The following is a 26,573-nucleotide window of genomic DNA, read 5'->3' as shown; positions in this document are numbered from 1 at the left end:
CGCGTCCTCACGCCTTCCCGAGGGCGGTTTCGGCCGCCTTCCGCTCGCGGGCGATCTGCTGGATCGCGCCGAGGCCGTTCACCGACGGTTTGGACCAGAACGCCGTCCGCGAGGCGAGCAGCACCAGCGGCGAGGTCATCAGGAACACCACGACCACGTCGAGGATGGTGGTGAGGCCGAGGGTGAACGCGAAGCCCTTCACCTGTCCCACAGCCAGGATGTAGAGCACGGCGGCGGCGAGGAAGCTGACCGCGTTGCCGGACAGGATGGTCCGGCGCGCGCGCTGCCAGCCGCGCGGGGCGGCGGAACGGAAACTGCGGCCCTCGCGCATCTCGTCCTTGATGCGTTCGAAGAACACCACGAACGAGTCGGCGGTCATGCCGATACCGATGATCAGACCGGCGATGCCCGCGAGGTCGAGGGTGAAGCCGATCCAGCGCCCGAGCAGCACCATGATGCCGTAGACGGCGAGGCCGGAGGCCACCAGGGACAAGCCGGTGACCAACCCCAGCATGCGGTAGTAGGCGAGGCAGTAGAGCAACACCACCGCCAGGCCGATCGCACCGGCGAGCAGGCCTGCCTTCAGCGAGGACAGACCGAGTGTCGCGGACACCGTCTCGGCCTCGGAGGTCTGGAACGACAGCGGCAGCGAACCGTACTTAAGCGTGTTGGCGAGCTCCTTGGCCGTCGTCGCGGTGAAGTTGCCCGAGATCTGGGTGCGACCGCCCTGCTGTGGTCCCTGTTGCACGACCGGCGCGCTGACCACCTTGGAGTCGAGCACGAAAGCGACCCGCTTGTAGACGAATTCGCCGGTGAGGGCGGCCCACGCGTCGCTGCCGCCGGACTTGAAGTCCAGGTAGACCTCGTGCCTGGCCTGCTGCTGGTTCAGACCCGAGGTGGCGTCCTTGATCTCCTGGCCGTCGATGCGGCTCTTGTCCAGCAGGAAGACCTCGGTGCCGTCGGTCGAGCAGGTCACCAGCGGAAGGGCCGGGTCGTCGTTGCCCGCGAGCGGATCGGCCTTCGTGCAGTCCAGCGCGGCCATCGCGGCCTGCTGCACGGACGGATCGGTGCTCTGCCGCAGGGCTTTGGCCGCCTGGATCTCCTTGGTGGCCGCTTCGGTGGGCGTCAGGCTCGGATCGGCCGGCGGCTGGGTCGGCGCCTGTGCCGGGAACACGCGTTGTTGCGGAGAGACCGGAGCTTGGCCGCCGACCGGAGCTTGGCTTCCAGGGGTGGCCTCCGGCGCCTCCGGCGGGGTGGGTTGCGCTGCGGGTGCGGGCTGCGTGCCGGGCGCCGTCTGCGGTGTCGCACCGCGTCCCGCCGCGGGTACGGCCTGCAGCACCGGCCGGATGTAGAGCTTGGCCGTCGTCGCCAGCGCACGCGCCTGCTGCCCGTCGTCGCCGGGGACGGTGATCACGATGTTGTCGCCGTCGATGACGACCTCGGACCCGGAGACGCCGAGCCCGTTGACTCGGTTCTCGATGATGTCCTGCGCCTTCTTCAGGCTGTCCTCGCTCGGCTTGCTGCCGTCCGGCGTGCGCGCGGACAGCGTGACCCGGGTACCACCCTGCAGGTCTATGCCGAGCTTGGGTGTCGGGGACTTGTCACCGGTGAAGAACACCAGCGCATAGACCACGGCCAGCAGCGCGGCATAGACGCCGAGCAGCCGGAGCGGGTGCGCCGATCCCTGGGAAGGTGGCACAGTACGTCATCTCCTAGGCAGGAAGTCGAGGATGGAACAAGCGGGCACGCCCCAGTGACGCCGGGTGCGCGGATGGCAAGCCGCGGCGACATCCGGCGAATGGGACACGACCGGAAGAATCAGTCCTTGGTCAGCCGGGTCTCGGTCTGCTCGGCGGATTCCTCGATGGCGTCGGTCGCGTCCGAGCTGTCGGAGCTGGTGGCGTCCGTGCCGGTCTCCTCGGTGCTCACCGCATCTTCGGCGCGCACCTCCCGGATGGCCTGGCGCAGCCACGTGGTGACCACGTCCTCGGCGATCTCGAGGTCGACCGTGGTGTCGTCGAGTTCGACCACGGTGCCGTACAGACCCGACGTGGTGATGACCTGATTGCCGATCTTCAGGTTGTCCTGCATGCTCGAGACCTTCTCGGCCTCCCGCTTCTGACGGCGGACACCGAGGAACATCGGCACGAGCAGGGCTACCAGTAGCAGCGGAAACAGCAGTTCCATCGTCGAAGTCAGTCCCTAGTGTTGTGGGTGGGATGGACAGGTACCCACACAGTCTGCCAGTTCGCTGCGCGGGTGCCACACCCGCACACCCCGCTGGGCAGCTACAACGCCCGCATCACACACCGACTCGCCCGCCGGAACACGCTCCGGCGGGCGAGGTCGTGGGGTGCGGCGGATCAGGCGGTCTTGCCGTAGACGTAGTCGTCCAGCGGGAAGTTCACCGCCTCGCGGTGCGCGTTGAGGGTGCTGGTCGGCCGCAGCAGGGCGGCCTCGCCGTGCGGGTTGAAGTAGTAGCTGCGTGCGGTAGCGCAGTCGCCGCCGTAGAAGACCGAGGAACCGAGCTTGGCGGTGACTCGGTCCAGGAACTCGGCGTTGGCCCGATCGGTGACCTCGAAGGTGGTCTCGCCGCGGCGGCGCAGCTCGCCGAACAACCTGCCCATGTGCTTCATCTGCGCCTCGATGGTGGTGAAGTAGGACAGGCCACTGTAGGAGTACGGGCTGTTGAGGCTGAGGAAGTTGGGGAACTTCGGCACCGTGATGCCCTCATAGGCCTGGAAACGGTTGTCCCGCCAGAACTTTCCGAGGTTCACCCCGTCACGGCCGATGATCTCGATGGCCGGGAAGTTCACGTCCCACAAATTGAAGCCGGTGGCCAGGATCAGCGTGTCGATCTCGGTCTTGTGGCCGTCGGCGGTGACGATGCCATCGGGCTCGATGCGGTCGATCGAGTTCGTCTCCAGCCGCACGTGCGACTGATTGAACGTGGTGAAGTAATGGTTGGAGAAGGTGGGCCGCTTGCATCCGAAGTCGTAGTGCGGTGTGAGCCGCCTGCGCGTCTCCTTGTCCCGCACCGACGACCGAAGATGCGCCTTGGCCAGCAGGCCCGCGCCCTTGTTCATCAACTTGGCCTGTTTGAAGTGCAGCACTCCCACCACCATCAGCGCCTCGAGCAGGCTGGTGTTGATCAGTCGCGCGGCCTTCTGCGTCACGGGAACCCGCTCGAACAGCTTCCGCACCGGCGTGGGGATTGCGGTGTCGAGCTTCGGGACCACCCAGATCGGGGTGCGCTGGAAGACAGTGAGCGCCTGCGCCTTCTCGGCCACCTCGGGGACCAGCTGCACGGCGGTGGCTCCGGTGCCGATGATCGCGGCCTTGCGACCGCTGAGGTCGAAACCGTCCTCCCACGCGGTGGTGTGGATGATCTTGCCCGAGAACGCGTCGATGCCCGGGAACGGCGGCGTGTAGGGCTGGGACAGGAATCCGGTCGCGGTGAGCAGGTACCGGCCGGTGACGGTTTCCCCGCCCTCGATCGAGACCACCCACTGCTCGTATTCCTCGTCCCAGCGCGCGCCGTCGACGACGGTGCCGAAGCGCATCCGGCGGCGCAGACCGTATTTGTCGGCGACGTGCTCGGCGTATTTCTTCAGCTCCGCGCCGGGCGCGAACAGCCTCGACCAATGCGGGTTCGGCTCGAACGAGTACGAGTAGGTGACCGAGGCGATGTCGACCGCGAGGCCAGGGTAGTGGTTGACGTGCCACGTGCCGCCGAGATCGTCCTCGCGTTCGAGGATGACGTAATTGCTCAGGCCGAGCCGATCGAGCTGAATACCAGCCCCCATACCGCCGAATCCCGCACCGACCACGACCGCGTCGTACTGAGGCGCCACGCCGAACCTCCTGCTAACTGAACCACATATCAGGGAATGACACATCATTCCGTTGCTGACGACTGTATCATCGACAGGGTGACGAAGCCATCCACGCGTGCCGAGCGACGCAAAGCGGAACTGCGCCAGGAGATCATCGACACGGCCTTCTCCTGTTTCGCGGAGAAGGGCTATCACGCCACCGGCATCGCCGACATCGCGGGTCAGCTGGGCATCGGGCACGGCACCTTCTATCGCTATTTCAGCAACAAGCGCGACATCATCGACCACGTCATCGATGACCTGGCCGCGCGCATCATCGCCGCCCTCGGTACCGAGAACGCCCCGGACGCGGCCGGCACCCTGGACGAATACCGTGCCCAGATCGACCGTATCGGGGTCGCCCTCACCGAGATCCTGATCGCCGATCGCCGGGTGGCCCAACTGCTGCTGTTCCACGCCACCGGCATCGATGACGAGCTCACTCAGCGGTTGTACGGTCTGCTCGACACAGCCGACGCGCTGACGGCGGGGTATCTCGATCATGGTGTCGAACTCGGCTACCTGCGCGCGGACCTGGACGCCGCGAACACGGCGCGGGCGGTCACCGGCATGCTGATCGCCGGCATCGTCTACGCACTGCGCGAACCCGACGCAGCCTCGATCGCCGGGCTGAACGAGGCGATCCGCCGCCTGCTCGTCGATGGCGTCCGCAAGGACTGAGCAACTCGCCGGTCCCCCTGACAGGACCGCGGGCGCTAGGGTGAGACGCGCCGATCCGACGTTTCACCAGGGGGACGGCCCTTGTTCGCGATTGGCGGCGGAATTCCGAAATTTCGCTTTTGCGCGGTCCGGCGCGCCACGCCTGACAGAATGTCGCCCGTGATCCCCGAGGATGTGCGCCGGACCCGTTTCGCGACCCCGCCACTCGGGCATCGCGGTTACCACGCGGACGAGGTCGACGCCTTCCTCGAGCTCGTCGCCGCGACCCTGGCCGGACAGGGCGCGCTTGCCGCGGACGATCTCCGCCACGTCGGCTTCGACGCACCCCGCTCCGGCGAGCGCGGCTATCGAGCCGACCAGGTGGACGAGTATCTCGACCAGGTCCGGGTCGAGCTCGAGTTCCGCCAGCGCGGCGTTCGCCCGGTGCCTGCCGCGAACGGCAACGGACACATGCCGCTCACTCCGGACGATGTGCACCGGATGCGGTTCACCCAGGCGCCGGTCGGCCGGCGCGGCTACAACGAAGAAGAGGTCGGCGCGTTCCTCGACTTGGTCGCCGCGACCCTCGCGCACGGCGGGCCGGGCAGCCTCACCATCGACGACGTCCGCGCCGTCCGCTTCACCGAGGCCCGCCTCGGCACCCGCGGCTATCAACGCGACGAAGTCGACGCATTCCTCGATCTGGTCGCCACCGCGCTCCGCAATCGCCGCTGACCACCCGCCCGCTCGGGTTCGGTGTGCACAGCGGCTTCGCGGCCGGGGTCAGTCGAACAGGTCGAGGGTGGGGTGCGGCTCGCGGCCGCGCACTTCTATGGAGCCGAAAACCAGATCGGGCGGCGGGACGAGACCGAGGTGCTCCCAGGCCGCGGCGGTGGCGACCCGGCCGCGCGGGGTCCGCGCGATCATGCCCGCGCGAACCAGGAAAGGTTCGCATACTTCCTCGACAGTGGCGGCCTCCTCCCCGACCGCGACGGCCAGGGTGGACACGCCGACCGGGCCGCCGCCGAAACTGCGGACCAGCGCGCCGAGGACCGCGCGGTCCAGGCGGTCGAGGCCGAGTACGTCCACGTCGTAGACCTCGAGCGCGGCTTGGGCGATGGGCCGGGTGATCCAGCCGTCGGCGCGGACCTCCGCGTAATCGCGCACGCGGCGCAGCAGGCGGTTGGCGATCCGAGGCGTGCCGCGCGAGCGGTCCGCGATCTCCGCGGCCGCGTCCTCCTCGACGCCGACGCCGAGGATGTGCGCCGAACGCAGCAGAATGCGCAGCAACTCGCCGGGCTCGTAGAAGTCCATGTGCCCGGTGAAACCGAAACGGTCGCGCAGCGGGCCGGTCAGCGCTCCTGACCTGGTGGTGGCACCGACCAGGGTGAACGGCGCGATATCCAGCGGAATCGAGGTCGCGCCCGGCCCCTTTCCGACGATCACGTCGACCCGGAAGTCCTCCATCGCCAGGTACAGCATCTCTTCGGCGGGCCTGGCCATGCGATGAATCTCGTCGATGAACAACACGTCGCCTTCGACCAGGTTGCTGAGCATGGCCGCCAGGTCGCCGGCCCGTTCCAGCGCCGGCCCCGACGTGATTCGCAAAGCGGTGCCGAGCTCCGCGGCGATGATCATCGCCATGCTGGTCTTGCCGAGACCCGGCGGACCGGACAGCAAGACGTGATCCGGCGTGCCGCCGCGCTGCTTGGCACCGCGCAACACCAGCGCCAGCTGTTCGCGAACTCGGGGTTGACCGATGAAGTCGTCCAGCGACTTCGGGCGCAGGCTCGCCTCGATCTCGCCGTCGGATTTCATATAGCGCGGGCTGACCTGGGATTCGGTGGGTTCCTCCGGATAGTCCATGACGCCTTACCGGTTCTTGCCGAGCAGGCCGAGCGCGGCCCGCAGTGCGGCGGAAGTATCGGCGGCAGGCTGGTCGGCCAGCACCGTGTCGACCGCCTGCTCGGCCTGCTTGACGGCGAAACCGAGTCCGATGAGCGCCTCGACGACCTGATCGCGCACCGGCGTGAGCACCGCGGCGGGCGTCGATCCGGGCGGACCGGACGGCACCGGAACGAGATTCACCTTGTCGCGCAGTTCCACCACCATGCGTTCGGCGCCGCGCTTGCCGATGCCGGGCACCCTGGTCAGCGCGGCCACGTTGCTCTCGGCCAGCGCCTTGCGCAGCGCCTCGGGCTCGAGCACGGCCAACACCGCCATCGCGAGGCGAGGCCCCACGCCGGAGACGGTTTGCAGCAGGCCGAACAAGTCGCGGGCCTCGGTGTCGGCGAAACCGTAGAGGGTCATCGAATCCTCGCGAACGATCATCGCGGTGTAGAGCCTGGTTTCCGCTCCGCGGGTGAGCCCGGCCAGGGTGGACGGGGTGGCGTTGAGCCGGTAGCCGACCCCGGCCGCCTCGATCACCGCGTGGTCGAGGGCGATCTCCAGCACCTCACCGCGAACCGACGCGATCACCTGTGCACCGCCTTCCGTTGTTCGGCCAGTCGTTGCCGGTATCGTCGCTGCGCCTCGGCCGCCTTGGCCTCGGCCGCCGCCATCCGTTCCAGCAACGGCGCCCGCCAACAATGGCAGATGGCCAGTGCGAGCGCATCCGCCGCGTCCGCCGGTTTCGGCGCGGTCGGCAAGCCGAGGATGCGGGTGACCATGGCGGTCACCTGCTTCTTGTCGGCGGTGCCGTTACCGGTGACCGCCGCCTTCACCTCGCTGGGGGTGTGGAACGCGACCGGGATCCCGCGCCGCGCCGCGGCCAGCGCGATCACTCCACCCGCCTGTGCGGTGCCCATGGCGGTGCGGACATTGTGCTGGGCGAAGACACGTTCGATCGCCACGGCTCCCGGTTCGTGGGTGTCCATCCAGCGTTCGGCGGCATCGGCGACCGCGAGCAGGCGCTGGGCCAGATCCAGATCGGCGGGAGTACGCACCACGCCGACATCCAGGGCGGTGACCTGCCGACCCGACCCGCCCTCGACAACGCTGAGGCCACATCGGGTGAGTCCGGGGTCGACGCCCATCACCCGCACGACAACCCCTCTCGCAGACGCGAACAACTGTTCGAGAGTCTAGCGGAGGCTTGATCTTTCGCCGACCAGCGACACGACCGGCTACCCGCCGAGCGCAGCGGTGTCCCGCGTCGCTCCCGGTAGCCCGAGCAATTCCGGGCGGCACGCCCTCGTCGCCCACTGGTGTGCGGGATCGGCGACCAAACGCCGCGCGGTCAGGTCGAGCAAACCGCTGACGTTGGTCACCGTCGCGGCGACAACTCCGTCGCTGCGAGTGAGGACGTGCTCGACCCGATAGGTCTTGCCCTCTCCCCATTGCCAACTACAGGACACGTCCACGGCGTCGCCGCCGCGTAATTCACGCTGGAAACGAAGCACGGTCTCCAGATTGACCGGCCCGAGCCCCGCCGCGATCAACTCGTCGACCGAGACGCCCGCCGCTCGGACGCACGCGAAACGCGCGTGGTCGGCGAACTGGTGGTAGGCCGCGCCGGTGACGTGCAACTGCGGATCCAGGTCGGTCACTCGGACTTCGATGCGGGTACTGAACGACACGGGCCCGACTATGCCAGAGGGCACCGACAAGTCCGGATCGTCGAGGAAGGCCGACAACCCTCGCACGCGATCTTGCCGACGGCAGTCATCGAGGACGACAGAAATCCGGCGAGGATGTCGAAGGTTCTGCCGCGGTGTCAGCTGTCGGAGACCCGCTTCGCGAACGCCGCGTAAGCCGACTCGCCGAAGAGGACGAAACGGACTTCCGCCGCCCCGGTCTCGCTCGCGCGCACCGTCTCCACGGCGATCCGGGCGCCGTCGTCCATGGGCCAGCCGTAGATACCGGTCGAGATGGCCGGGAACGCGACCGTTCGCGCACCCAATTGGTCTGCCGCGCGTAAGGATTCGCGGTAGCAGGAAGCCAGCAGCGCGGAGCGGTCCTCGGCCGCCGACCATACCGGGCCGACCGTGTGGATCACCCACCGAGCAGGCAGGCGACCCGCCGTGGTGGCCACCGCCGCGCCGGTCGGCAGCCCCGCGCGGTAGCGCGAGGCGCGCAGTTGGCGGCATTCGGCCAGGATCTCGGGGCCGCCGCGCCGATGGATCGCGCCGTCGACTCCCCCGCCGCCGAGCAGCGACGAGTTCGCCGCGTTGACCACCGCGTCGACCGCCTGCTCGGTGATGTCGCCGCGCACGAGCACCAGTTCGGCCATGTCCGTATTCTGCCTGCTCGAACGGCCGCGGTCAGGCCACCGTTCGGCGCGGCACGGCGACCAGCGCACGGAACGTGCGCCGATAAGCCTGCGGTGCGACGCCGATCGACTCGGTTAGATGCTGCCGCAGCGAGGTACCGGTGGCGAAGCCGACCTCGCCCGCGATCCGGTCGACGGTCAGGTCGGTGGTCTCCAGCAGATGCCTGGCGCGGAAGACCCGCTGCTGGATCAGCCAGCGGCCCGGGCTCAGGCCCACCTCGTCGCGGAAGCGACGGGCGAAGGTGCGCTTGCTCATTCGCGCCCGCTCGGCCAACTCGTCGACGGTGATCGGAGAACGCAGGTTGGCCAGGGCCCACTCCCGGGCCGCCGCGGTCCCGGCCGATGTAGCGCGCGGAACCGGCTGCTCGATGTACTGCGCCTGACCGCCGTCGCGCCACGGTGGGACGATGCAGCGCCGAGCGACCGAGTTCGCGACGGCGCTGCCGTGGTCGCGGCGCACCAGGTGCAGGCACACGTCCAGCCCCGCCGCCGCGCCTGCCGAGGTGAGGACGTCCCCGTCATCGACGTACAACACATCCGGGTCGAGGCGCACCCGAGGAAAGGTGCGGCGGAACCGTTCGGCCTGGTTCCAGTGCGTGGTGGCCGGGCGCCCGTCGAGCAGTCCCGCGGCGGCGGCGATGAAAGCGCCGGTACAGATCGCGACGATCCTCGTCCCGGGCCGGATGCGTGCGAACGCGTCGAGCACCCGCCGCGGCAGCGTGCCCGAGAGGGTTGCCGCGATATCGCAGGCAGGCAGCACCACCGTGTCGGCTGTCTCCAGCGCCCGGCTGTCGCGCGCCACGGCGATCGCGAAATCCGCGGCGCTGCGCACCGGGCCTCCGTCGATCGAGCAGGTGGTCACGTCGTATCTGCCTGCGGCGCTGCCGAATACCCGATTCGGGATGCCGAGTTCGAAGGGGTACACCCCGTCCAGTGCGAGCACCACCACCCGATGTGGTGCGACTTCGTCCGCCACCATGGCACGATCATATCGAATAATGGCAATCGTGCCATTTTCTCCGCGGGTCGCGCCCGGCAGGCTGGCAGCCATGATCGATACCGACAGCACCGCGACCATGCGCGCGATCAGCCAGCACGTCCTCGGCGGCCCCGAGGTGCTCACCGAAGCGCAACTCCCCCAACCGGTTCCGGGTCCTGGCCAGATCCTCATCCGGGTGCGCGCCGCCGGACTCAATCCGACCGACTGGCTGCACCGCGCCGTCGCGGGACTGTTCCTGCCCGAGCCGCCGTTCGTTCTCGGCTGGGACGTCTCCGGTGAGGTGGCGTCCGTCGGCATCGGCGTCACCCTGTTCCGCCCCGGCGACGAGGTCTTCGGCATGCTCCCCTACCCGGGCGGCCACGGCGCCTGCGCCGAATACACCGTCGGTCCGGCTCGCGCTTTCGCGCACAAACCAGCCGTCCTGGACCACGCGCAGGCCGCGGCCATCCCGCTCGCCGCGCTCACCGCTTGGCAGGCGCTGGTGGACACCGCTCAGCTGGGCGCGGGGCAGCGCGTGCTGATCCACGCGGCCGCCGGCGGCGTCGGCCATTTCGCGGTCCAGATCGCCAAAGCGCGCGGCGCGTATGTCATCGGCACCGCCAGCGCGCCCAACCACGCGTTCCTGCACGGGATCGGCGCCGACGAAGTCATCGACTACCGCAACACCGATGTCGCCGAGGCGGTCCGCGATGTCGACGTCGTGCTGGACTCGATCGATGACGACAACAGCGTTCGCTCGCTACGCACGCTGCGTCCCGGCGGGCTGCTGGTGACGTTGCGCGCCATGGGCCCGCTCGACCTCGCGGGCGAGGCGGACGCACTCGGCGTGCGCGCGGTCCGGATGCTGGTGGAACACGATCACGCGGGCATGCGCGCGCTCGCCGGACTCGTCGAGTCCGGCGACCTGCGCCCGACCATCGCCGGAATATTTCCGCTGTCGGAGGCGGCCGAGGCGCACGCTGTGGGCGACACGGGGCGAACCGTGGGCAAATTGGTACTCGCCGTACCCTGAATCTGCCACGATCCGGGCCGTCTCGCTTCTACCATCCGAGGATGAGCAATGCGGTCAAGGCTTTCCTCGAGGGCGGGCCGGAAGGCTTGCCCCAGCGCATCGTGCCGATCACCCCGCCGGGGGTCGAGCTCAAGGTCGCGTATCGGGGCGGATACGAGCATTTCAAGGTCACCCCGCGGCACCTGGACACGCCCGAAGGGCAACTGCCCGTCTACGAGTGGTGGGAGCGCACCGAGATCGCGGAGTAGACGACGGCCCTGCCGCCGGCGGCGTGCTGCGCCGACCGGCGGTGCAGCGCTGATCGCATCAGCCGGCATCCAACGCTGGACAAAAGCGTAACCAAGTGGTTACGCTTTTTCCGTGGACGAGGTGGCCGGAGCGATCGCCGATCCGGTTCGGCGAGAAATCATGGAGTTGCTGCTCGGCGCCCGGCGCACCGCCGGGGAGATCGCCGGGCACTTCGCGATCAGCCGCCCTGCCGTCAGCCGACACTTGCGCGTGCTCCGCGAAAGCGGGCTGGTGCGTGACGAACTCGTCGGCAGGCAACGCTTCTACGTGCTCGACACCGGACCGCTGGCCACCTTGACCGAGTGGCTCGCGCGCTTCGACCAGCCGACGGCGTGGGCACACCACCTCGACGCACTCGACACCGAGGTCTACCGGACCAGGCGCGAGCGCCGTTCCGGCGGCCAGGACACGACCAAGGAGAACACGGCGTGAGCGGTCCGGCCCGAAACCCGCGGCGGAGCGCTGACCATGCAGGGTTCGCTCATGCCAGAAAGGACACAGCGTGATCAAACGACCCACCGGACGACTCTTTCCCGCGGAAACCGGCAAGGACCTGGTACTGGTCCGCACCTATCGCGCCCCGATCGAGGACGTCTGGGCCAGCGTCACCGAATCCGACCGCACCGCACGGTGGTTCGGTCCGTGGGAGGGCGAGGCAGGACCGGGACGAACCATCAAGGTGCAGATGGCTTTCGAAGACGAACAGCCGTGGATGGACATGCACGTCGACGCGTGCGAACCGCCGCATCGGCTGGCCGTCTCGGCGATCGACGAGCACGGTTCCTGGCGGCTGGACCTGGTGCTGAACGAGTCCGCGGGCACCACCGAGCTACGCTTCACCCATCACCTGCTGACCGACACCGAGATCGCCCAGATCCCCCAGGTCGGCCCCGGCTGGGAGTACTACCTGGACATGCTCGGGGCGGCCCGTGCGCAGACCGGCCGCCCCGATTTCGACGAGTACTACCCCGCCATGCAGGAGTACTACGCGCGGCTGATCGACTAGTCGTCGAGCTCGGCGAGGACCTCGTCCGGGATGTCGACGTTGGTGTAGACGTTCTGCACGTCATCGCTGTCTTCGAGGGCATCGACCAGCTTGATCACCTTGCGGGCACCGTCGGCGTCCACCGCGACCGACACCGAGGGCTGGAAACCGGACTCGGCGGAGTCGTAGTCGATCCCGGCGCCCTGCAACGCGGTGCGCACGGCGATCAGATCACCGGGCTCGCTGACGATCTCGAAGGACTCGCCGAGGTCGTTGACATCCTCCGCGCCCGCGTCGAGCACCGCCAACAGCACGTCGTCCTCGGACAGACCGTTCTTCTCCAAGGTGACGATGCCCTTGCGATGGAACAGGTAGGCCACCGAGCCCGGATCGGCCATGTTGCCGCCGTTGCGCGTCATCGCGACCCGGACCTCGCCCGCGGCACGGTTGCGGTTGTCGGTGAGGCACTCGATCAGCACGGCGACACCGTTCGGTCCGTAGCCCTCGTACATAATCGTCTGCCAGTCGGCGCCGCCCGCCTCCTCGCCGCCGCCGCGCTTGCGGGCGCGCTCGATGTTGTCGTTGGGGACCGACGACCTCTTCGCCTTCTGGATGGCGTCGTACAGCGTCGGGTTGCCATCCGGGTCACCACCACCGGTCCGGGCCGCCACCTCGATGTTCTTGATCAGCTTCGCGAACAGCTTGCCGCGCTTCGCGTCGATCGCAGCCTTCTTGTGCTTGGTGGTGGCCCATTTGGAGTGGCCGCTCATTCCCTACTTCCTTCAGGTCGATGGCACGTCTGGTGGTGTGTACCGTACCGGCACGGCCGGGCGGACAACTTCTCCAGCCTACTCGGGCGTCCACTTCGGCCGCGCAAGGCGGCCTCCGCTACGCGGCTGCCACTCGACTCGGCGCAAGGCTGAGGACAGACTCCGTCCGGCGGCGCCTTTTCTGCGGCTGCCTCTGCCCGGCGGGCGGACTTCGCCCGTCAAGCCGCCCGGACCAGGTCGACGAACATCCGATGCACTCGCAGGTCGCCGGTCACCTCGGGATGGAACGACGTCGCGAGGACATTGCCCTGCCGCACCGCCACGATCCGGCCCGACGCCGGGCCGTGCGGCACGGTGGCGAGCACCTCGACGCCCTCACCCACCCGCTCGACCCACGGCGCACGGATGAACACCGCACGCACCGGACCGTCGTCCAGACCGGCGAACGGCAGGTCGGTCTCGAACGAATCGACCTGGCGGCCGAACGCATTGCGACGCACCGTCATATCGATCCCGGAGAGATGCTCGGCGTCGGGGCGGGTGTCGAGCACCTCAGCGGCGAGCAGGATCATCCCCGCGCAGGAACCGAAGGCGGGCATCCCGTCGCGCAGCCGCGCACGCAGCGGCTCCAGCAGGTCGAAAGCCTCCAGCAGCTTGCTGATCGCCGTCGACTCGCCGCCGGGCAGCACCAGCGCGTCGACGGCGGCGAGCTCGGACTCGCGACGGACCAGCACGGGCCGCGCGCCGCACCGCTCCAGGGCCGCGACATGCTCCCGGACGTCGCCCTGCAACGCGAGCACACCGATGGTGGGACCGGGCTTCTCCGGTTCGGTGTCGGCGGCTGGTGCGGCGACCGAGGTAGCGTTCACGCCGGAAAGCTTACGAGCCCGACCGATGTGGGCCTGCTCACGGTTGCCGTCCGGGCTCCGGGCCGGAGGGTGACACCCTCTCGAATAGACAGTCGTGCCGCCACGAGAGGCGCCGACACCGCGTAACGGACCCGCTGTGATCCGGTGATGCGGGGTTCGAGACGACGGCGGTCAGCAAAGACGTTGTCGCCGTGTACGCCTGGATTTCCGAGTGGCACGCATCCCGAAATGCGAGCCACGGTATCCGTCGAGCCGCGCCTCGCTCAGCTCTCGCGCAACGTACGGATCAGCCCTTCCTGGACCACGGCGGCGACCAGCGTGCCGTCCTGGGTGAAGATCTTGCCGCCGGTCAGGGCCCGGCCGAAACCGGCTGAGGGGGAGGACTGGTCGTAGAGCAGCCACTCGTCGGCGCGGAACGGGCGCAGGAACCACATCGCGTGATCGAGCGAGGCGTTCTGGGTCTGCTCGTCGGGGTGGATCACCTTCGAGGAACCCAGCAGCGTCATATCGCTCATGTAGGCCAGCGTGCACACATGCACCAGCGGGTCGTCCGGCAGCGGATGCCGGTAGCGGAACCACACCTGCTGCTGGGAGACCACACCGTCGCGGCGGGACACGTCCTGCTGCGGCACCGTGCGGATATCCCAGTGCTCCCACTCGCGCATCGCCCACAGCCGCTCGGGGCTCATGCTGGTCTTCGCGTCGGGCAGATTTTCCGGCGCGGGCACCTCGGGCATGACGTCCTGGTGCTCGGGCCCCTGGTCGCCGACGTGGAACGAGGCCGACATGGTGAAGATGGCCGCGCCGTCCTGGATGCCGGTCACCCGGCGGGTACAGAACGACCGTCCGTCTCGGATGCGCTCGACCTGGTAGACGGTGCGTTCCTGCGGATTGCCCGGACGCAGGAAGTATCCGTGCAGCGAGTGCACCTGGAACCGCGGTTCCACCGTCCGGACCGCGGAGACCAGCGCCTGGCCGGCAACCTGTCCGCCGAACGTGCGCGGAAGCTGGGTCTTGGTGGACGCGCCACGGAAGATGTCCCGCTCGAGCCGCTCTATCTCCAGCGCCTCTTCGATTGTCGCCATGCCGTGAGATTAACCCGGCTGATGACGAGGGCGTCCCCCGGCCACCGGTGAACGCCCGGCAACGACCGCGGCTCGACCACCCGCGGCACGTCACGGTTTGCTGAGATGGACCGGTGCCCCGTTTTCTGCCCATCACCGCGGACAGCCTCATCGAGCGGGTGATCCGCCCGGTCCTGACCGCGCGCTCGCACATGGTGATCGCCGTCGACGGCGCGGACGCCGCACAGCCCGTGGCGTTCGCCGGCCGGATCGCCGCCGAGCTGCGCGACGCAGGCCGCTGCGCCGACGTGGTCTCGCTGCACGACTACGTACGGCCCGCTTCGTTGCGCATGGAGTTCGGTCGCACCGACGAGATGTCCTATCGCACAGCGTGGTTCGACTACCCCGCGCTGCGGCGCGAGGTGGTCGGCGCGCTGCGCGAGCACGGCCGGTGGCTTCCCGCCCTCTGGGACGAAGCCGCCGACCGCTCGGCGCGTGCGGCGATCCGCACGGCACCGCCCGCGACCACGATCGTCATCGCCGGACCGATGCTTTCCGGCCGTCACCTCGACGCCGACGTGACGGTGCGCTTGGACCTGTCCGAGGCCGCCCTCCGCCGCACCATCCCGGCCGACGCGCAGTGGACCATTCCCGCACTGCTGCGGCACGATACCGAGAACCCTGACACACCAACGTTCTTCGTTCGATGGGACCACCCGGATCGCCCCGCGCTTCGAGTCGACGAAGCCATGCGACATAGGTGTCCTCCCCCGTCCGTGTGAACTCTCGCCCATTGTCGATGGGGCATTCACACCGCAGGATCTATGCATAGATAGATGCGCATGACAACGTATCCATATGTAGCTGCTGGGTGGATGTCCGATCTCCGTCATCGCACTGCCGGGTAGCCCACGCCGAGCCGTATCCGCCCGCGACGTCAGACCAGGCGATGACCGCCGTCCACGTGCAGCACGGTGCCGGTGATGAAGTGATTGCGCATGAGGCCGATCATGGCTTGGGCGATGTCGGCGGGGCGGCCGATACGGCCGACCGGCAAGCGCGCGGCGAGCTGTTGATGGCGTTCCGACTTCGCGGCCCCCGCGATAGTGTCCCAGATCGGGGTGTCGACCCAGCCCGGGGAGACCGCGTTGACTCGGACCGGACCGAGTTCGACGGCCAGCGCGTAGGCGAGCGAGGCGAGAGCGCCGTTGACGGCCGCCACCATCGCGCCACCCGGGGCGGGCCGGTAGGCGGCGACACCGGAGGTGAAGGTGAGCGAACCACCGGGGACGATCCGTGCGTGCTTGGCGAGCAAGACCGGGCCGACCAGCTTGGTAGCGATCAGGTTTCGGGCCTGCTCAGCGTCGAAACCGGCCAGCGGCTGGTAGGCGCCGATGACGTCGGCCGCAGTGGTGACCACGTGATCGACCGAGCCGAGGTCGGCGAACAGACGCTCGAGATCGGCTTCGCGCGTGATGTCGGCGACGACCGAGCGCACCGTTCCCGGCCCCTCGGGCACGGTGCGTTCGGCGGCGGCGAGCCGTTCGGCGCAGCGGCCCGCGATGGTGACCTGCGTGCCCTCGGCGACCAACGCGGCCGCCAGCGCGAGTCCCATGCCGGAGCTGCCGCCCACGACGACGACGCGTTCGGATGTTGTGCTGCTTGCTGTCATGGCTCCAGCCGACCAGTAGCGGCGCCGAGTGTCCATGTCGCGCTGTCGAATACGCCTTAGCCCTGGCCTAACACCGCAGGCAGCAGATCGATTCGGCCCGGCAATGCGGAGCCATTGCCGGGCCGACGCCAGGACGCTCTCAGGCCGTGCAGGCCGGGGACTGCTGGTTCAGATTGGCCAACGCCTGGCAGGCCCACGCCTTCTGGACCTTCCACTTGCCACCCTCCGAGACGAAGGGCACGTCGACCTGATTCTCCTGCCCGTTGATGGTGAACTTGGCCTGTGCGGTGACACTGTCGCCGAAGACGGTGACTCCTGTCACCACGGCCGTGGCGTTGGACTGCCGGAACGCCTCGGCCAAACGGTTCGGCAGGCCGGGATCGGCCTCGATGCCCTGCACCGAATCGAGCTTCTGCTCGTTCGGCACCGCGGGATCGAGAGCGCGCTGCAGCAGGGCGTTGAGTTCGTCGACGGTCGGCGGGGCAGGTGCGGTCGCCGCGGCACCGGTCGTGGTGCGGGTCGGTGTGCGCGAGTCGCTCGTGTCGTCGCCGCAGGCGGCCAGGCTCAGGGCGGCGGCCACGGCCAGGCCCGCGACTGCGATGCGTCCGGTCTTACGAAGCTTCAATGTTCGTCCTTTGCGTTCGGAGGATTCCCGACGGTGAGAGGGCACGAAACGGCCATCGGCCATCACATGGCGAAGCTACTGAGCGCGATTGTGGGAACCCTGAGACTACTTTCTGGCCGCCGTGAGAGTTGGGCCGGACAGCGCCGACACGCGGGACGGGCTACCTCGTGAACAGTTTCTCCGCCAGCGAGGCGACCAGCGCGGGAACCGCGGGATGGCGCACAGCCGCGCGCCAGGCGACCGCGTAGGTCAGCACGAGCGGTGCGCCGCGCACCGGCCGCCAGACCAGGCCGGGTAGCTCGGCCGCTCGCGCGGAACCGAGCCCGATCACGTCGGGCCGGGACGGCAGCACCGCGAGCATCTGCGCATATCCCATCGCGCTGTCGCTGAGCCGTACCGTGGCGCCCTGGTCGGCGAGCGTGCGCAGCAGTGAATCATGCAGGGCCGCAGCGGATTCACGCGGGAACAAGATCAGCTCCTGGCCGCTCAGGTCGGCCGGGGCGAGCAGTGACGCGCCCGCGAGTGGATGTCGCGCGGACATCAGCACGCCCAGCTCCTCGCGGGCGACCGGTCGCTTCACGAAGCGTTCGGGCAGCTCCACCGGTATGCGGACCAGCGCGAGATCGACTTCGTCGGCATCGAGCAGGCGAACCTGATCGGCTGTGGTCCCGCCCGTGAGCACCGTGCGGACGCCGGGTAGCTGGCCGGCGAGCAGGGCGTCGATGCGCTCGGGCAGCCACGGCGGAACGCCGTTCAGCAGCCCGAGCCGGAACACCGGCGCACCGGCCGCCGCGGCGCGCCTGGTCTCCCTGATCGCCACGTCCATCGAGGCCAGCACGTTCTTGCCGGCGCGCAACAGCGCCGCACCGGCGGGCGTCAGCGCGACTCGCGGCTCCCGCACCAGCAGTGGGCCGCCCAGCTCCCGCTCCATCACCTTGATCTGCTGACTGAGGGTGGGCGTCGAAATGAACAATCGCTCCGCGGCCCGGCGGAAATGCAACTCCTCCGCCAGGACCACGAAGTAGCGCAATTGCCGCAGTTCCACGCGGCTGACGCTACCGGCCTGCGATCACCAACCGCGCTCGGCCAACCGGTGCGGCTGCGCGATCTCCTCGACGTTGATGCCGACCATGGCCTCGCCCAGGCCGCGCGACACCTTGGCCAGCACGTCGGGGTCGTCGTAGAACGTGGTCGCTTTGACGATCGCGGCGGCCCGCTGAGCCGGGTTGCCCGACTTGAAGATGCCCGAACCCACGAATACACCCTCGGCGCCGAGCTGCATCATCATCGCGGCGTCGGCCGGGGTCGCGATGCCGCCCGCGGTGAACAGCACGACCGGCAGCTTGCCGGTCTCGGCGATCTCGCGGACCAGCTCGTACGGCGCCTGCAGCTCCTTGGCCGCGACGAACAGCTCGTCCTCGGGCAGCGACGACAGCCTGCGGATCTCCTGACGGATCTTGCGCATGTGCGTGGTCGCGTTGGACACGTCACCGGTGCCCGCCTCGCCCTTCGAGCGAATCATGGCCGCGCCCTCGGTGATCCGGCGCAGCGCCTCACCCAGATTCGTGGCGCCGCAGACGAACGGCACGGTGAAGTTCCATTTGTCGATGTGGTTGGCGTAGTCGGCCGGAGTGAGCACCTCGGACTCGTCGATGTAGTCGACGCCCAGGCTCTGCAGGATCTGCGCCTCCACGAAGTGGCCGATGCGGGCCTTCGCCATGACCGGGATGGACACCGCGGAGATGATGCCCTCGATCATGTCCGGGTCGCTCATCCGGGACACGCCGCCCTGCGCACGGATGTCGGCCGGAACGCGCTCCAACGCCATCACCGCGACCGCGCCGGCGTCCTCGGCGATCTTGGCCTGCTCCGGCGTGACGACATCCATGATCACCCCGCCCTTGAGCATCTCGGCCATGCCGCGCTTGACGCGGGCGGTACCGACGGTCTGGGTGGTCTCGGGCGTGGTCACGGCAAACTCCTCCAGGCATGTGCGCCAATTGGTTGCTCGGAATCGAACGCCACGATTCTAGGCGGCCGCGAAAGGCCGCTTGATAGCCAGTCGGAGTGCACTGGCCTGGTGTGATCTCGCCGGAGGTGTGCCCTACGCCGGGAGGGCTCGGCGCGCGTGCCGTCCCGGCGCGGCATTTCTCACAGCGGGCCGACTACCAGCAAATGCGCCCAGTACTCCGCGGCCGCGGGGCCGAGCAGCGGCAACAGGAAATCGAACAGCAGGTACGACATGAACCAACTACCTCCACACACCGAGCAGGAACGGCCCCGCTTATCGGGACCACGACGCCGAATTCGTCTGCGTCCTTGACAGCACTACCCTCCGGCGCCCTGATTCATCGCGACGTTATCACGATCGTGAAACACAACACATACGTTGCGGGCCGGTCAGCGGATGGAGCGGACCTCGGGGTCGGCGGTGCCCGACGCGGCCTCGGCGGCTCCGGCGAGCAGTTCGTCCAGGTGATACGGGTAAACGGTTTCACCGCCGCGGTCCAGCGCGACGATGTCGGCGGCCGTACACCATTTGTGACCGGTGATGGAGCGGCGTTCGATCGCGGTCAGGTTCGCGGCGTGCGGTTCGAAACCGCGCACACGCAGGGCGAAGAACAGCTCTTCGGAGCGGATCAGCTCACCGTTGAAGGGGAATACCGCCACCCGGCGCCAGATCGGGCCGCGCAAGTCGCCCGGATCCGCGCGGTGCCCGGTTTCCTCGTGGAGTTCCCGCACCGCCGCGACGCGCAGGCTCTCCCCCGGCTCCACGCCGCCGCCGACGGTGAACCAGAACGACACTTCCGGCGTCTTGGGGTCGTTGCCGCGCATCAGCAAGGTCCGATCGTTCTCGTCGAACAGCACGACGCGCGCGGTGGTGCGGATGGTGTCGACCGCGAGGCCGGTGGAGGCGGCGGGCGTGGCGCGCTCGGTGATCTCGAAGTAGGACGGCAGCGGGGCCGTACCGCCGAGGTGCAGAATGCGGACCGGGCGGCGCGTGCGCAGCGCGAGCGTGTCGCGCACGGCGTCATTGTGGAAGCGGCGGGCGATGAGCACCCTGGCCTCGGCGTCGGCCAGTTCGGCGACCAGTTGCGGGCGCAGCATGCCGATGTCCACCGCCGACAGCGCGGAGGACAACTGGTTCTCCACCGTCTCCCGATCGGCACGACCGGCCCGCTCGGCCCGGCCCGCCAGCGCGGACAGATGTCCGGCCTGCTCCGACAGCCTCGGATCGGATACCGGGCCCGCGATGGCCATGGCGACCGACCTGGCCACCACCGCTCGCCGCGCCAAGGCCGCGTCGAGCGCCTGCCAGGACAAATCGGAGCGCACATGCAACCGGTCGAGGCGATTGGCGGTGGAGTAGGCCCAGAGTCCGATCGCGATGACCACCGCGGCGATCAGGGCGAGGACGAGAACGGTCGTCGCGGAGAAGGTGATCATCCGGCGGCACGCACCCTCGTGTCGCCCACGGTCACCGTCTCGTACACGCGCAGGATCTGTTCGGCCACCACTGGCCAGTCGTACTCGCTCACCACCTGCGTCGCGGTGCGCACCAGCGCCTCCCTGCGCACCTCGTCGGTGAGCACGGTGTGCAGCGCGGCGGCCAGTGCCGCCGAATCACCGATCGGGACGAGCATGCCCGCCGTACCGTCGCGCAGCACCCGGCGGAACGCGTCCAGTTCGCTGGCCACCACCGGAGTGCCCGCGGCCATCGCCTCGATCAGGATGATGCCGAAGCTCTCGCCGCCCAGATTGGGCGCGACGTAGACGTCCGCGCTCCGCATCGCCGAAGCCTTGTCCTCGTCGGACACCTGACCGAGGAACCGCAGATGCCCGGACAGCCCACCCGCCTCACGGCGCAGCCGGTCTTCGTCCCCGCGGCCCACGATCAGGATCTCGACGTCGGGATGTCTGCGCACCAGATCGGGCAGCGCGCCGAACAAGACATCCATCCCCTTGCGCGGCTCGTCGTAGCGACCCAGGAACAGCACCGTCCCCCCGGCGCGGGGATAGCCCGGCAGCATCGGCGCCCTGACGAACGCGGGGACGTCGACGCCGTTGGGGATCTCCACCGCGTCCGAGCCCAGCGCCTCCACCTGCCAGCGCCGAGCCAGCTCGGATACCGCGATCCGGCCGGCGATCTTCTCGTGATACGGCCGCAGCACGCCCTGAAAAGTGCTCAGCACCAACGATTTCGTCGTCGAGGTGTGAAAGGTCGCGACAATCGGTCCCTCGGCGATCTTCAGCGCGAGCATGGACAGACTGGGCGCGTTGGGCTCGTGGATGTGCAGCACGTCGAAATCGTTGCCGTCGATCCATCGGCGAATCCTGGTGTAAGCCATGGGCCCGAACGACAATCGGGCCACCGACCCGTTGTATGGGATGGCGACCGCGCGTCCGGCCGACACCACGAACTCCGGCAGCGGCGTGCCGTCCGACGCGGGCGCCAGCACGCTCACTTTGTGCCCGCGTTCGATGAACACCCGCGCCAGCTCGACCACATGCGCCTGCACTCCACCCGGGACGTCGAACGAATAGGGGCAGACCATGCCGATCTTCATGTCGCTACGTCCCCCTGCTCCGCCCGGATGCTCGCCTGCGCGGCGGCGATCATGGCACGCCGCTGCGGCGAGAGGTCGCTTTCCCACAACGGTTGCAGCATGTGCCAATCCGCCGGATGCTCGGCGATATTCGCCGCGAAGCGGTCCGCCAATTGCTGGGTGGCCGCGGCGACACCACCGGAAACGTCCAGTGGCGCCTCGGTTTTCAGGCCCCAATTCTCGCGCCCGTCGGCGTCGATCTCGAACCACGCGTGCACCGGGATCAGCGCGGCGCCGGTCTCGATGGCCAGCTTCGCCGCGCCCACGGGCATCCAGGTGCGCTCACCGAAGAACTGAACGGGAACACCTTTGCCGGTGATGTCGCGTTCGCCCATCAGGCACACGATCTTGTTCTCCCGCAGGCGCGCCGCCAACTGCCGGAACGGCGGCTGCTCGCCGCCGGTCAACGGGAACACCTCGAAGCCGAGGCTCTCCCGGTAGGCGACGAATCGCTCGAACAGCGATTCCGGCTTCAGCCGTTCGGCCACGGTGGTGGGATTGCCGTAGTGCTGCACCAGCCAGACGCCTGCCATGTCCCAGTTACCGGAGTGCGGCAGGGCCAAGATCACGCCGCGGCCCTCGGCGAGCGCGGCGTCGAGGAACGGCAATCCGTCGACGAAGTAGTCGACCGCGGAATGGTCCATCGTCGGCAGCCGGAACGCCTCGCGCCAGTACCGAGCGTAGGACCGCATGCTGTCGCGAATCAGCTCGTCCGGCACGTCGGCGGGCAGCACCCCCAGCACGCGGGCCAGATTGCGCCGCAACTGATTCGGCGCACCACCCGCGCGGAACTCCCGATTGGCGCGCCGGGCGACCCGGTCGCCGCCCCAGTCGAACAGCCGCCGGGCCATCGACTCCGGCAGCGCACGCACCAGCCGCCAGCCCGCCGCGTATCCGGCCGCGCCGAGCTGCTCCCCGATGCTCACGCTGTGTCCTCTCTCGGATGAGCGGAGCCATCCATGGTCATAGTGCGCTCACTGCTACCTGCGCCTCGCTGACGCTCGCCTCCGGCACGAGCGAGTGCTCGGCTGCGCCCATTGTCCGCTCGCTGCGCTCACGCATGCGCACTTCCCCGCTGCTCGTCCGTGATCCGTCGGCACAGGTGTCCGGGCGCCGTCGACAGGTCGGCGTCCGGCATGAGTGAGGTCACGACGGGAGCCCTGTGGCGTCGGCGGTTCCCGTGCTCGAATTCCGTGGCTGCCCCGTCGGTATCACGGTGCGCGCCCCCGGCGAGTTGCGCACGGCGAGCACCCGCTGGATGACGGTGACGATGCTGAGCACCGCGAGAATCCACATGGCCACGTGGACCGCGTAGGCAAGCCATTCGATGCCCCAGTATCCGCCGATACCGGTGAGACCGGCGCCGGCCAGCACGATGACCAGGCGGTCCGGCCGTTCGATGAGACCGCCGTCGGCGGACAGCCCGCTGGCCTCGGCGCGCGCCTTGGCGTAGGAGATCACCTGCGAGGTCACCAGAACGACGAGCGTCGCGACGAACAGCGGTTTGTGCTGCTCATGGTAGACCGCCCACCAGGCCAGGCCCGCGAAGATGGCGCCGTCCGCGAGACGATCACAGGTGGCGTCCAGCACCGCGCCGTACTTCGTGCCGCCGCCGCGGGCCCTCGCCATGGCCCCGTCGAGCATGTCGAACATGACGAACAACCAGATCACGATGGTTCCCCAGAACAGGTGTCCGGTCGGGAACAGCGTGACCGCGGCGACGATGGACGCGGTCGTACCGATGAGCGTCATGGCATCGGGAGTGAGTCCCGTGCCGACCAGCGCCCGGCCCAGCGGTGCCGTCGCCTTGGCGAACGCCTCGCGGCCGAAGAAACTCAGCACGGCCGATCCGACCGGTCGCTCATCTACGCCTCCTTCCAGGCCGCCGCGAGCAGCGCCCTGGTCTCCCGCAACAATTGCGGCATCACCTTCACACCGCCGATGACGGTGATGAAGTTCGCGTCACCGCCCCAGCGCGGCACGATGTGCTGGTGCAGGTGGTCGGCCAGCGAACCGCCGGCCACCCCGCCGAGGTTCAACCCCACGTTGAAACCGTGCGGCCGGGACACCTTCTTCATCACCCGGATCGCCTGCTGGGTGAACGCCATCAGTTCGGCGCTCTCGGCCTCGGTGAGGTCCTCCAGGTTGGCCACCTTGCGGTACGGCACCACCATCATGTGCCCGGGGTTGTACGGGTACAGGTTGAGCACCGCGTAGACCAGTTCGCCCCTGGCGACCACCAATCCGTCCTCGTCGGACATTTTGGGAATGTCGGTGAACGGATGGCCCGTCGAATCCTTGGGACCCGTCGCCGCCTCGGCGATGTAGGACATGCGGTAGGGCGTCCACAGCCGCAGCAGCCGGTCCGCTTCCCCAGCGCCGGTGTCCATGATGGGGCCCTGCTCGGCCGAGGTCGCGGTCTCGTCCAGATCCGCGAGGCCGTCCGGCACCGTACGCTCGGTCATGCCGTGTCCTTTCGGGCATGAGCGGCGCCCTGCGTGGTCACGCGTCGCTGCCTCCTCCGGGCCTGACCGCTCATGCCCCACCCTTGTTCGCGGATCGAATCTCGAAACCCTCGGCGGTCGGCGAGGCGTTCTCCCGATGGGCGATCCACGCGACGATAGTGGCCACCGCGTCGTCCACCGGCACACTGTTGACCTGGGTGCCGTCGCGGAACCGGAAGCTCACGGCGTTCGCGTTCACGTCGCGCTCACCGGCGATCAGCATGAACGGCACCTTCTGCGCGTTGTTGTTGAAGATCTTCTTCTGCATCCGGTCGTCGCTGCGATCGACCTGCGCCCGGACACCCTCGTCCTGCAAACGCTCGATCACCCGATCGAGATGCGGGACAAAGGTTTCCGCCACCGGGATGCCCACGACCTGCACCGGCGACAGCCACGCCGGGAAGGCGCCCGCGTAGTGCTCGGTGAGCACACCGAAGAAGCGCTCGATCGAGCCGAACAGCGCACGGTGGATCATCACCGGCCGCTGCTTGGTGCCGTCGGAGGCGGTGTATTCCAGGTTGAACCGTTCCGGCAGGTTGAAGTCCAGCTGGATGGTCGACATCTGCCAGGTACGCCCCAGCGCGTCCTTGGCCTGCACGGAGATCTTCGGGCCGTAGAACGCGGCGCCGCCCGGATCGGGCACCAGCTCCAGACCGGAGGCCGAGGCGACCTTGGACAGGGTCTCGGTGGCCTCCGCCCAGATCTCCTCGGAGCCGACGAACTTCTTCGGGTCCTTGGTGGACAGTTCGAGGTAGAAGTCGTCGAGGCCGTAATCCTTCAGCAGGTCCAGCACGAACCGCAGCGTGTCGGTGAGCTCGCTGTGCATCTGCTCTTTGGTGCAGTAGATGTGCGCGTCGTCCTGGGTCATGCCGCGCACCCTGGTCAGGCCGTGCACCACGCCGGACTTCTCGTAGCGGTACACCGAGCCGAACTCGAACAGCCGCAGCGGCAGCTCCCGATACGACCGGCCGCGGGCGCGGAAGATCAGGTTGTGCATCGGGCAGTTCATCGGCTTGACGTAGTAGTCCTGGCCGGGCTTGCGGACGGTGCCGTCCTCGTCGAGCTCCGCGTCCAGGTGCATCGGAGGGAACATCCCATCGCGATACCAGTCCAAGTGCCCGGAGACCTCGAACAGGTGGCCCTTGGTGATATGCGGGGTGTTGACGAACTCGTAACCCGCCGCCACGTGCCTGCGGCGCGAGTACTCCTCGAGTTCCTTGCGGATGATGCCACCCTTCGGGTGGAACACCGGAAGGCCGGAACCGAGCTCGTCGGGGAAGCTGAACAGGTCCAGCTCCAGGCCGAGCTTGCGGTGGTCACGGCGCTCGGCCTCGGCGAGCAGGTGCAGATGCTCGTCGAGCGCCTCCTGGGATTCCCACGCGGTGCCGTAGATGCGCTGCAGATCCTCGCGGTTCTGGTCGCCACGCCAGTACGCGGCGGAGCTGCGGGTCAGCTTGAAGGCCGGAATGAACTTGGTGGTCGGGATGTGCGGGCCGCGGCACAGGTCGCCCCAGATCTTCTCGCCGGTGCGCGGGTCGAGGTTGTCGTAGATGGTCAGCTCTTTGCCGCCGACCTCCATGACCTCCGGGTCGTCGATGCCGGACTTGTCGCTGATCAGCTCCAGCTTGAACGGCTCCTTCGCCAGCTCCACCCTGGCGTCCTCGACCTCGACCACCCGGCGCGAGAACCGCTGCGCGCCTTTGACGATCTTCTTCATCCGGGATTCCAGCTTGGCCAGATCCTCCGGGGTGAACGGCCGGTCGACCCGGAAGTCGTAGTAGAAGCCGTCCTTGATGTAGGGACCGATGCCGAGCTTCGCCTCGGGAAACTCCTGCTGCACCGCTTGGGCCAGCACGTGCGCGGCGGAGTGCCGGACGACGTTGCGGCCGTCGTCGGTGTTCGCGGCCACCGGCTCCACGTCGACATCCGCGTCCGGGACCCAGGACAAGTCCTTCAGTTCGCCGTTCACGCGGACGACGACGACGGTGTCCGGTCCCTTGGTCGGCAAACCCGCCTCGCGCACCGCGGCGCCCGCCGTCGTCCCGGCCGGCACCCGGACGAGGGCGACTGGGCTGATGGGCGCTGAAGTGGTCACGGCTGCGCTCTCCTTGGCGTTCTCGTACGCGGGCGGGTACCCGCGGAATAGTGGCCGATCGCGTGTTCGCTCCGGCGCGACCATGCTACTGTCCCGCCGCCTGCCCGCCTCTCTCCCCCACTGTTCTGTTCCGCCTCTCCGGGTCTTCAGGCCGTACTGGTCGGGTGACGTGGGATTTGCGTTCAGGTCCTGCGTTTGGGTGGGCTCGGGTTTCGGGCGTTCCCGGTGAGTTACCCATGTTCTTGCGAGATCAGTGGTTGCGTGACGTGCCATGCTT

General features: G+C 68.5%; 29 protein-coding genes. 7 read left to right on the top strand and 22 right to left on the bottom strand.

Going from position 1 to position 26,573, the window contains the following annotated elements; translation table 11 throughout:
* Window positions 1-7: 7 nt before the first annotated feature.
* From secD to OHA40_RS27425, 3 genes are all read right to left on the bottom strand, one after another.
* Entirely contained in the window at window positions 8-1,699 is a 1,692-nt protein-coding gene (secD, locus tag OHA40_RS27435; protein WP_330229731.1) for a protein translocase subunit SecD, read from the bottom strand.
* A 119-nt stretch (window positions 1,700-1,818) separates the two neighbouring features.
* Window positions 1,819-2,187, bottom strand: coding sequence for a preprotein translocase subunit YajC (gene yajC / locus OHA40_RS27430; protein ID WP_330229730.1), 369 nt, complete (start codon window positions 2,185-2,187; stop codon window positions 1,819-1,821).
* A 176-nt stretch (window positions 2,188-2,363) separates the two neighbouring features.
* A complete protein-coding gene (locus OHA40_RS27425) occupies window positions 2,364-3,854 on the bottom strand; it encodes a flavin-containing monooxygenase (RefSeq protein ID WP_330229729.1) in 1,491 nt (496 codons plus the stop codon).
* 36 nt (window positions 3,855-3,890) lie between these two features.
* Here OHA40_RS27425 and OHA40_RS27420 point away from each other — a divergent pair, with 36 nt between their 5' ends.
* Window positions 3,891-4,556: a TetR/AcrR family transcriptional regulator gene (locus OHA40_RS27420; RefSeq protein ID WP_330229728.1), complete on the top strand. Its 666-nt coding sequence runs from the start codon at window positions 3,891-3,893 to the stop codon at window positions 4,554-4,556.
* 150 nt (window positions 4,557-4,706) lie between these two features.
* Window positions 4,707-5,270, top strand: a complete 564-nt coding sequence (locus tag OHA40_RS27415; protein ID WP_330229727.1) for a DivIVA domain-containing protein — start codon at window positions 4,707-4,709, stop codon at window positions 5,268-5,270.
* Window positions 5,271-5,318: 48 nt separating this feature from the next.
* Here OHA40_RS27415 and ruvB read toward each other — a convergent pair whose 3' ends face one another.
* The 6 genes from ruvB to OHA40_RS27385 form a co-directional block, all read right to left on the bottom strand.
* The gene (ruvB, locus tag OHA40_RS27410) at window positions 5,319-6,401 is read right to left on the bottom strand and encodes a Holliday junction branch migration DNA helicase RuvB (RefSeq protein ID WP_330229726.1); all 1,083 of its coding nucleotides are present in this window, start codon (window positions 6,399-6,401) and stop codon (window positions 5,319-5,321) included.
* Window positions 6,402-6,407: 6 nt separating this feature from the next.
* Window positions 6,408-7,013, bottom strand: a complete 606-nt coding sequence (gene ruvA / locus OHA40_RS27405; RefSeq protein ID WP_330229725.1) for a Holliday junction branch migration protein RuvA — start codon at window positions 7,011-7,013, stop codon at window positions 6,408-6,410.
* Complete coding sequence (gene ruvC, locus OHA40_RS27400) at window positions 7,010-7,579, bottom strand: crossover junction endodeoxyribonuclease RuvC (protein WP_330229724.1); 570 nt, start codon at window positions 7,577-7,579, stop codon at window positions 7,010-7,012. The genes ruvA and ruvC overlap by 4 nt, the downstream gene beginning before the upstream one ends.
* Window positions 7,580-7,660: 81 nt before the next feature.
* Window positions 7,661-8,113, bottom strand: coding sequence for an acyl-CoA thioesterase (locus OHA40_RS27395; RefSeq protein WP_330229723.1), 453 nt, complete (start codon window positions 8,111-8,113; stop codon window positions 7,661-7,663).
* Window positions 8,114-8,250: 137 nt separating this feature from the next.
* Window positions 8,251-8,766 (bottom strand): O-acetyl-ADP-ribose deacetylase, encoded by a 516-nt coding sequence (locus tag OHA40_RS27390; RefSeq protein WP_330229722.1) that lies wholly within the window; start codon window positions 8,764-8,766, stop codon window positions 8,251-8,253.
* Between the two features lie 31 nt (window positions 8,767-8,797).
* On the bottom strand, window positions 8,798-9,784 hold the full coding sequence (locus tag OHA40_RS27385) for a GlxA family transcriptional regulator (RefSeq protein ID WP_330229721.1): 987 nt from the start codon (window positions 9,782-9,784) through the stop codon (window positions 8,798-8,800).
* Between the two features lie 28 nt (window positions 9,785-9,812).
* On the opposite strand from OHA40_RS27385, the gene OHA40_RS27380 reads away from it, so the two are divergent.
* The 4 genes from OHA40_RS27380 to OHA40_RS27365 all read left to right on the top strand — a co-directional run bounded on the left by OHA40_RS27380 (window position 9,813) and on the right by OHA40_RS27365 (window position 12,111).
* Window positions 9,813-10,817, top strand: coding sequence for an NADP-dependent oxidoreductase (locus OHA40_RS27380; protein WP_330229720.1), 1,005 nt, complete (start codon window positions 9,813-9,815; stop codon window positions 10,815-10,817).
* A gap of 41 nt (window positions 10,818-10,858) precedes the next feature.
* Complete coding sequence (locus OHA40_RS27375; protein ID WP_330229719.1) at window positions 10,859-11,065, top strand: DUF5988 family protein; 207 nt, start codon at window positions 10,859-10,861, stop codon at window positions 11,063-11,065.
* 112 nt (window positions 11,066-11,177) lie between these two features.
* Window positions 11,178-11,537: a metalloregulator ArsR/SmtB family transcription factor gene (locus tag OHA40_RS27370; RefSeq protein WP_330229718.1), complete on the top strand. Its 360-nt coding sequence runs from the start codon at window positions 11,178-11,180 to the stop codon at window positions 11,535-11,537.
* A 70-nt stretch (window positions 11,538-11,607) separates the two neighbouring features.
* A complete protein-coding gene (locus OHA40_RS27365; RefSeq protein ID WP_330229717.1) occupies window positions 11,608-12,111 on the top strand; it encodes an SRPBCC family protein in 504 nt (167 codons plus the stop codon).
* Here the strand turns inward: OHA40_RS27365 and OHA40_RS27360 are convergent.
* The 3 genes from OHA40_RS27360 to OHA40_RS27350 form a co-directional block, all read right to left on the bottom strand.
* The gene (locus tag OHA40_RS27360; RefSeq protein WP_330229716.1) at window positions 12,108-12,860 is read right to left on the bottom strand and encodes a YebC/PmpR family DNA-binding transcriptional regulator; all 753 of its coding nucleotides are present in this window, start codon (window positions 12,858-12,860) and stop codon (window positions 12,108-12,110) included. The genes OHA40_RS27365 and OHA40_RS27360 overlap by 4 nt on opposite strands.
* Window positions 12,861-13,078: 218 nt before the next feature.
* Window positions 13,079-13,729 (bottom strand): pyridoxal 5'-phosphate synthase glutaminase subunit PdxT, encoded by a 651-nt coding sequence (pdxT, locus tag OHA40_RS27355; RefSeq protein WP_330229715.1) that lies wholly within the window; start codon window positions 13,727-13,729, stop codon window positions 13,079-13,081.
* Between the two features lie 263 nt (window positions 13,730-13,992).
* Window positions 13,993-14,814, bottom strand: coding sequence for an acyl-CoA thioesterase (locus tag OHA40_RS27350; protein ID WP_330229714.1), 822 nt, complete (start codon window positions 14,812-14,814; stop codon window positions 13,993-13,995).
* A gap of 113 nt (window positions 14,815-14,927) precedes the next feature.
* On the opposite strand from OHA40_RS27350, the gene OHA40_RS27345 reads away from it, so the two are divergent.
* Window positions 14,928-15,575, top strand: coding sequence for a hypothetical protein (locus OHA40_RS27345; RefSeq protein ID WP_330229713.1), 648 nt, complete (start codon window positions 14,928-14,930; stop codon window positions 15,573-15,575).
* A 155-nt stretch (window positions 15,576-15,730) separates the two neighbouring features.
* Here the strand turns inward: OHA40_RS27345 and OHA40_RS27340 are convergent, their stop codons facing one another.
* The 10 genes from OHA40_RS27340 to thrS form a co-directional block, all read right to left on the bottom strand.
* Window positions 15,731-16,465: an SDR family oxidoreductase gene (locus OHA40_RS27340; protein ID WP_330229712.1), complete on the bottom strand. Its 735-nt coding sequence runs from the start codon at window positions 16,463-16,465 to the stop codon at window positions 15,731-15,733.
* Window positions 16,466-16,604: 139 nt separating this feature from the next.
* Entirely contained in the window at window positions 16,605-17,090 is a 486-nt protein-coding gene (locus tag OHA40_RS27335) for a hypothetical protein (protein WP_330229711.1), read from the bottom strand.
* A 160-nt stretch (window positions 17,091-17,250) separates the two neighbouring features.
* On the bottom strand, window positions 17,251-18,135 hold the full coding sequence (locus tag OHA40_RS27330; RefSeq protein ID WP_330229710.1) for a LysR family transcriptional regulator: 885 nt from the start codon (window positions 18,133-18,135) through the stop codon (window positions 17,251-17,253).
* Window positions 18,136-18,159: 24 nt separating this feature from the next.
* Window positions 18,160-19,008: a pyridoxal 5'-phosphate synthase lyase subunit PdxS gene (gene pdxS / locus OHA40_RS27325; protein ID WP_236566561.1), complete on the bottom strand. Its 849-nt coding sequence runs from the start codon at window positions 19,006-19,008 to the stop codon at window positions 18,160-18,162.
* A 482-nt stretch (window positions 19,009-19,490) separates the two neighbouring features.
* On the bottom strand, window positions 19,491-20,534 hold the full coding sequence (locus OHA40_RS27320; RefSeq protein ID WP_330234404.1) for an NUDIX hydrolase: 1,044 nt from the start codon (window positions 20,532-20,534) through the stop codon (window positions 19,491-19,493).
* Complete coding sequence (locus tag OHA40_RS27315) at window positions 20,534-21,658, bottom strand: glycosyltransferase family 4 protein (protein WP_330229709.1); 1,125 nt, start codon at window positions 21,656-21,658, stop codon at window positions 20,534-20,536. The genes OHA40_RS27320 and OHA40_RS27315 overlap by 1 nt, the downstream gene beginning before the upstream one ends.
* The gene (locus OHA40_RS27310; protein ID WP_330229708.1) at window positions 21,655-22,623 is read right to left on the bottom strand and encodes a phosphatidylinositol mannoside acyltransferase; all 969 of its coding nucleotides are present in this window, start codon (window positions 22,621-22,623) and stop codon (window positions 21,655-21,657) included. Before OHA40_RS27310 ends, OHA40_RS27315 begins: the two co-directional genes overlap by 4 nt.
* Before the next feature lie 220 nt (window positions 22,624-22,843).
* Window positions 22,844-23,539 carry a phosphatidylinositol phosphate synthase gene (pgsA, locus tag OHA40_RS27305; RefSeq protein WP_330229707.1) on the bottom strand — a complete coding sequence of 232 codons (696 nt, stop codon included), beginning with the start codon at window positions 23,537-23,539 and terminating at the stop codon, window positions 22,844-22,846.
* Window positions 23,540-23,562: 23 nt separating this feature from the next.
* Window positions 23,563-24,162, bottom strand: coding sequence for an HIT family protein (locus tag OHA40_RS27300; protein ID WP_330229706.1), 600 nt, complete (start codon window positions 24,160-24,162; stop codon window positions 23,563-23,565).
* Between the two features lie 70 nt (window positions 24,163-24,232).
* On the bottom strand, window positions 24,233-26,296 hold the full coding sequence (thrS, locus tag OHA40_RS27295) for a threonine--tRNA ligase (RefSeq protein ID WP_330229705.1): 2,064 nt from the start codon (window positions 26,294-26,296) through the stop codon (window positions 24,233-24,235).
* Between the last annotated feature and the right edge of the window lie 277 nt (window positions 26,297-26,573).

The organism is Nocardia sp. NBC_00508 (genome assembly GCF_036346875.1).
Lineage (GTDB): Bacteria > Actinomycetota > Actinomycetes > Mycobacteriales > Mycobacteriaceae > Nocardia.
The sequence above is the reverse complement of the archived record's forward strand: the minus strand, read 5'-3'. Positions and strand labels throughout refer to the sequence as shown.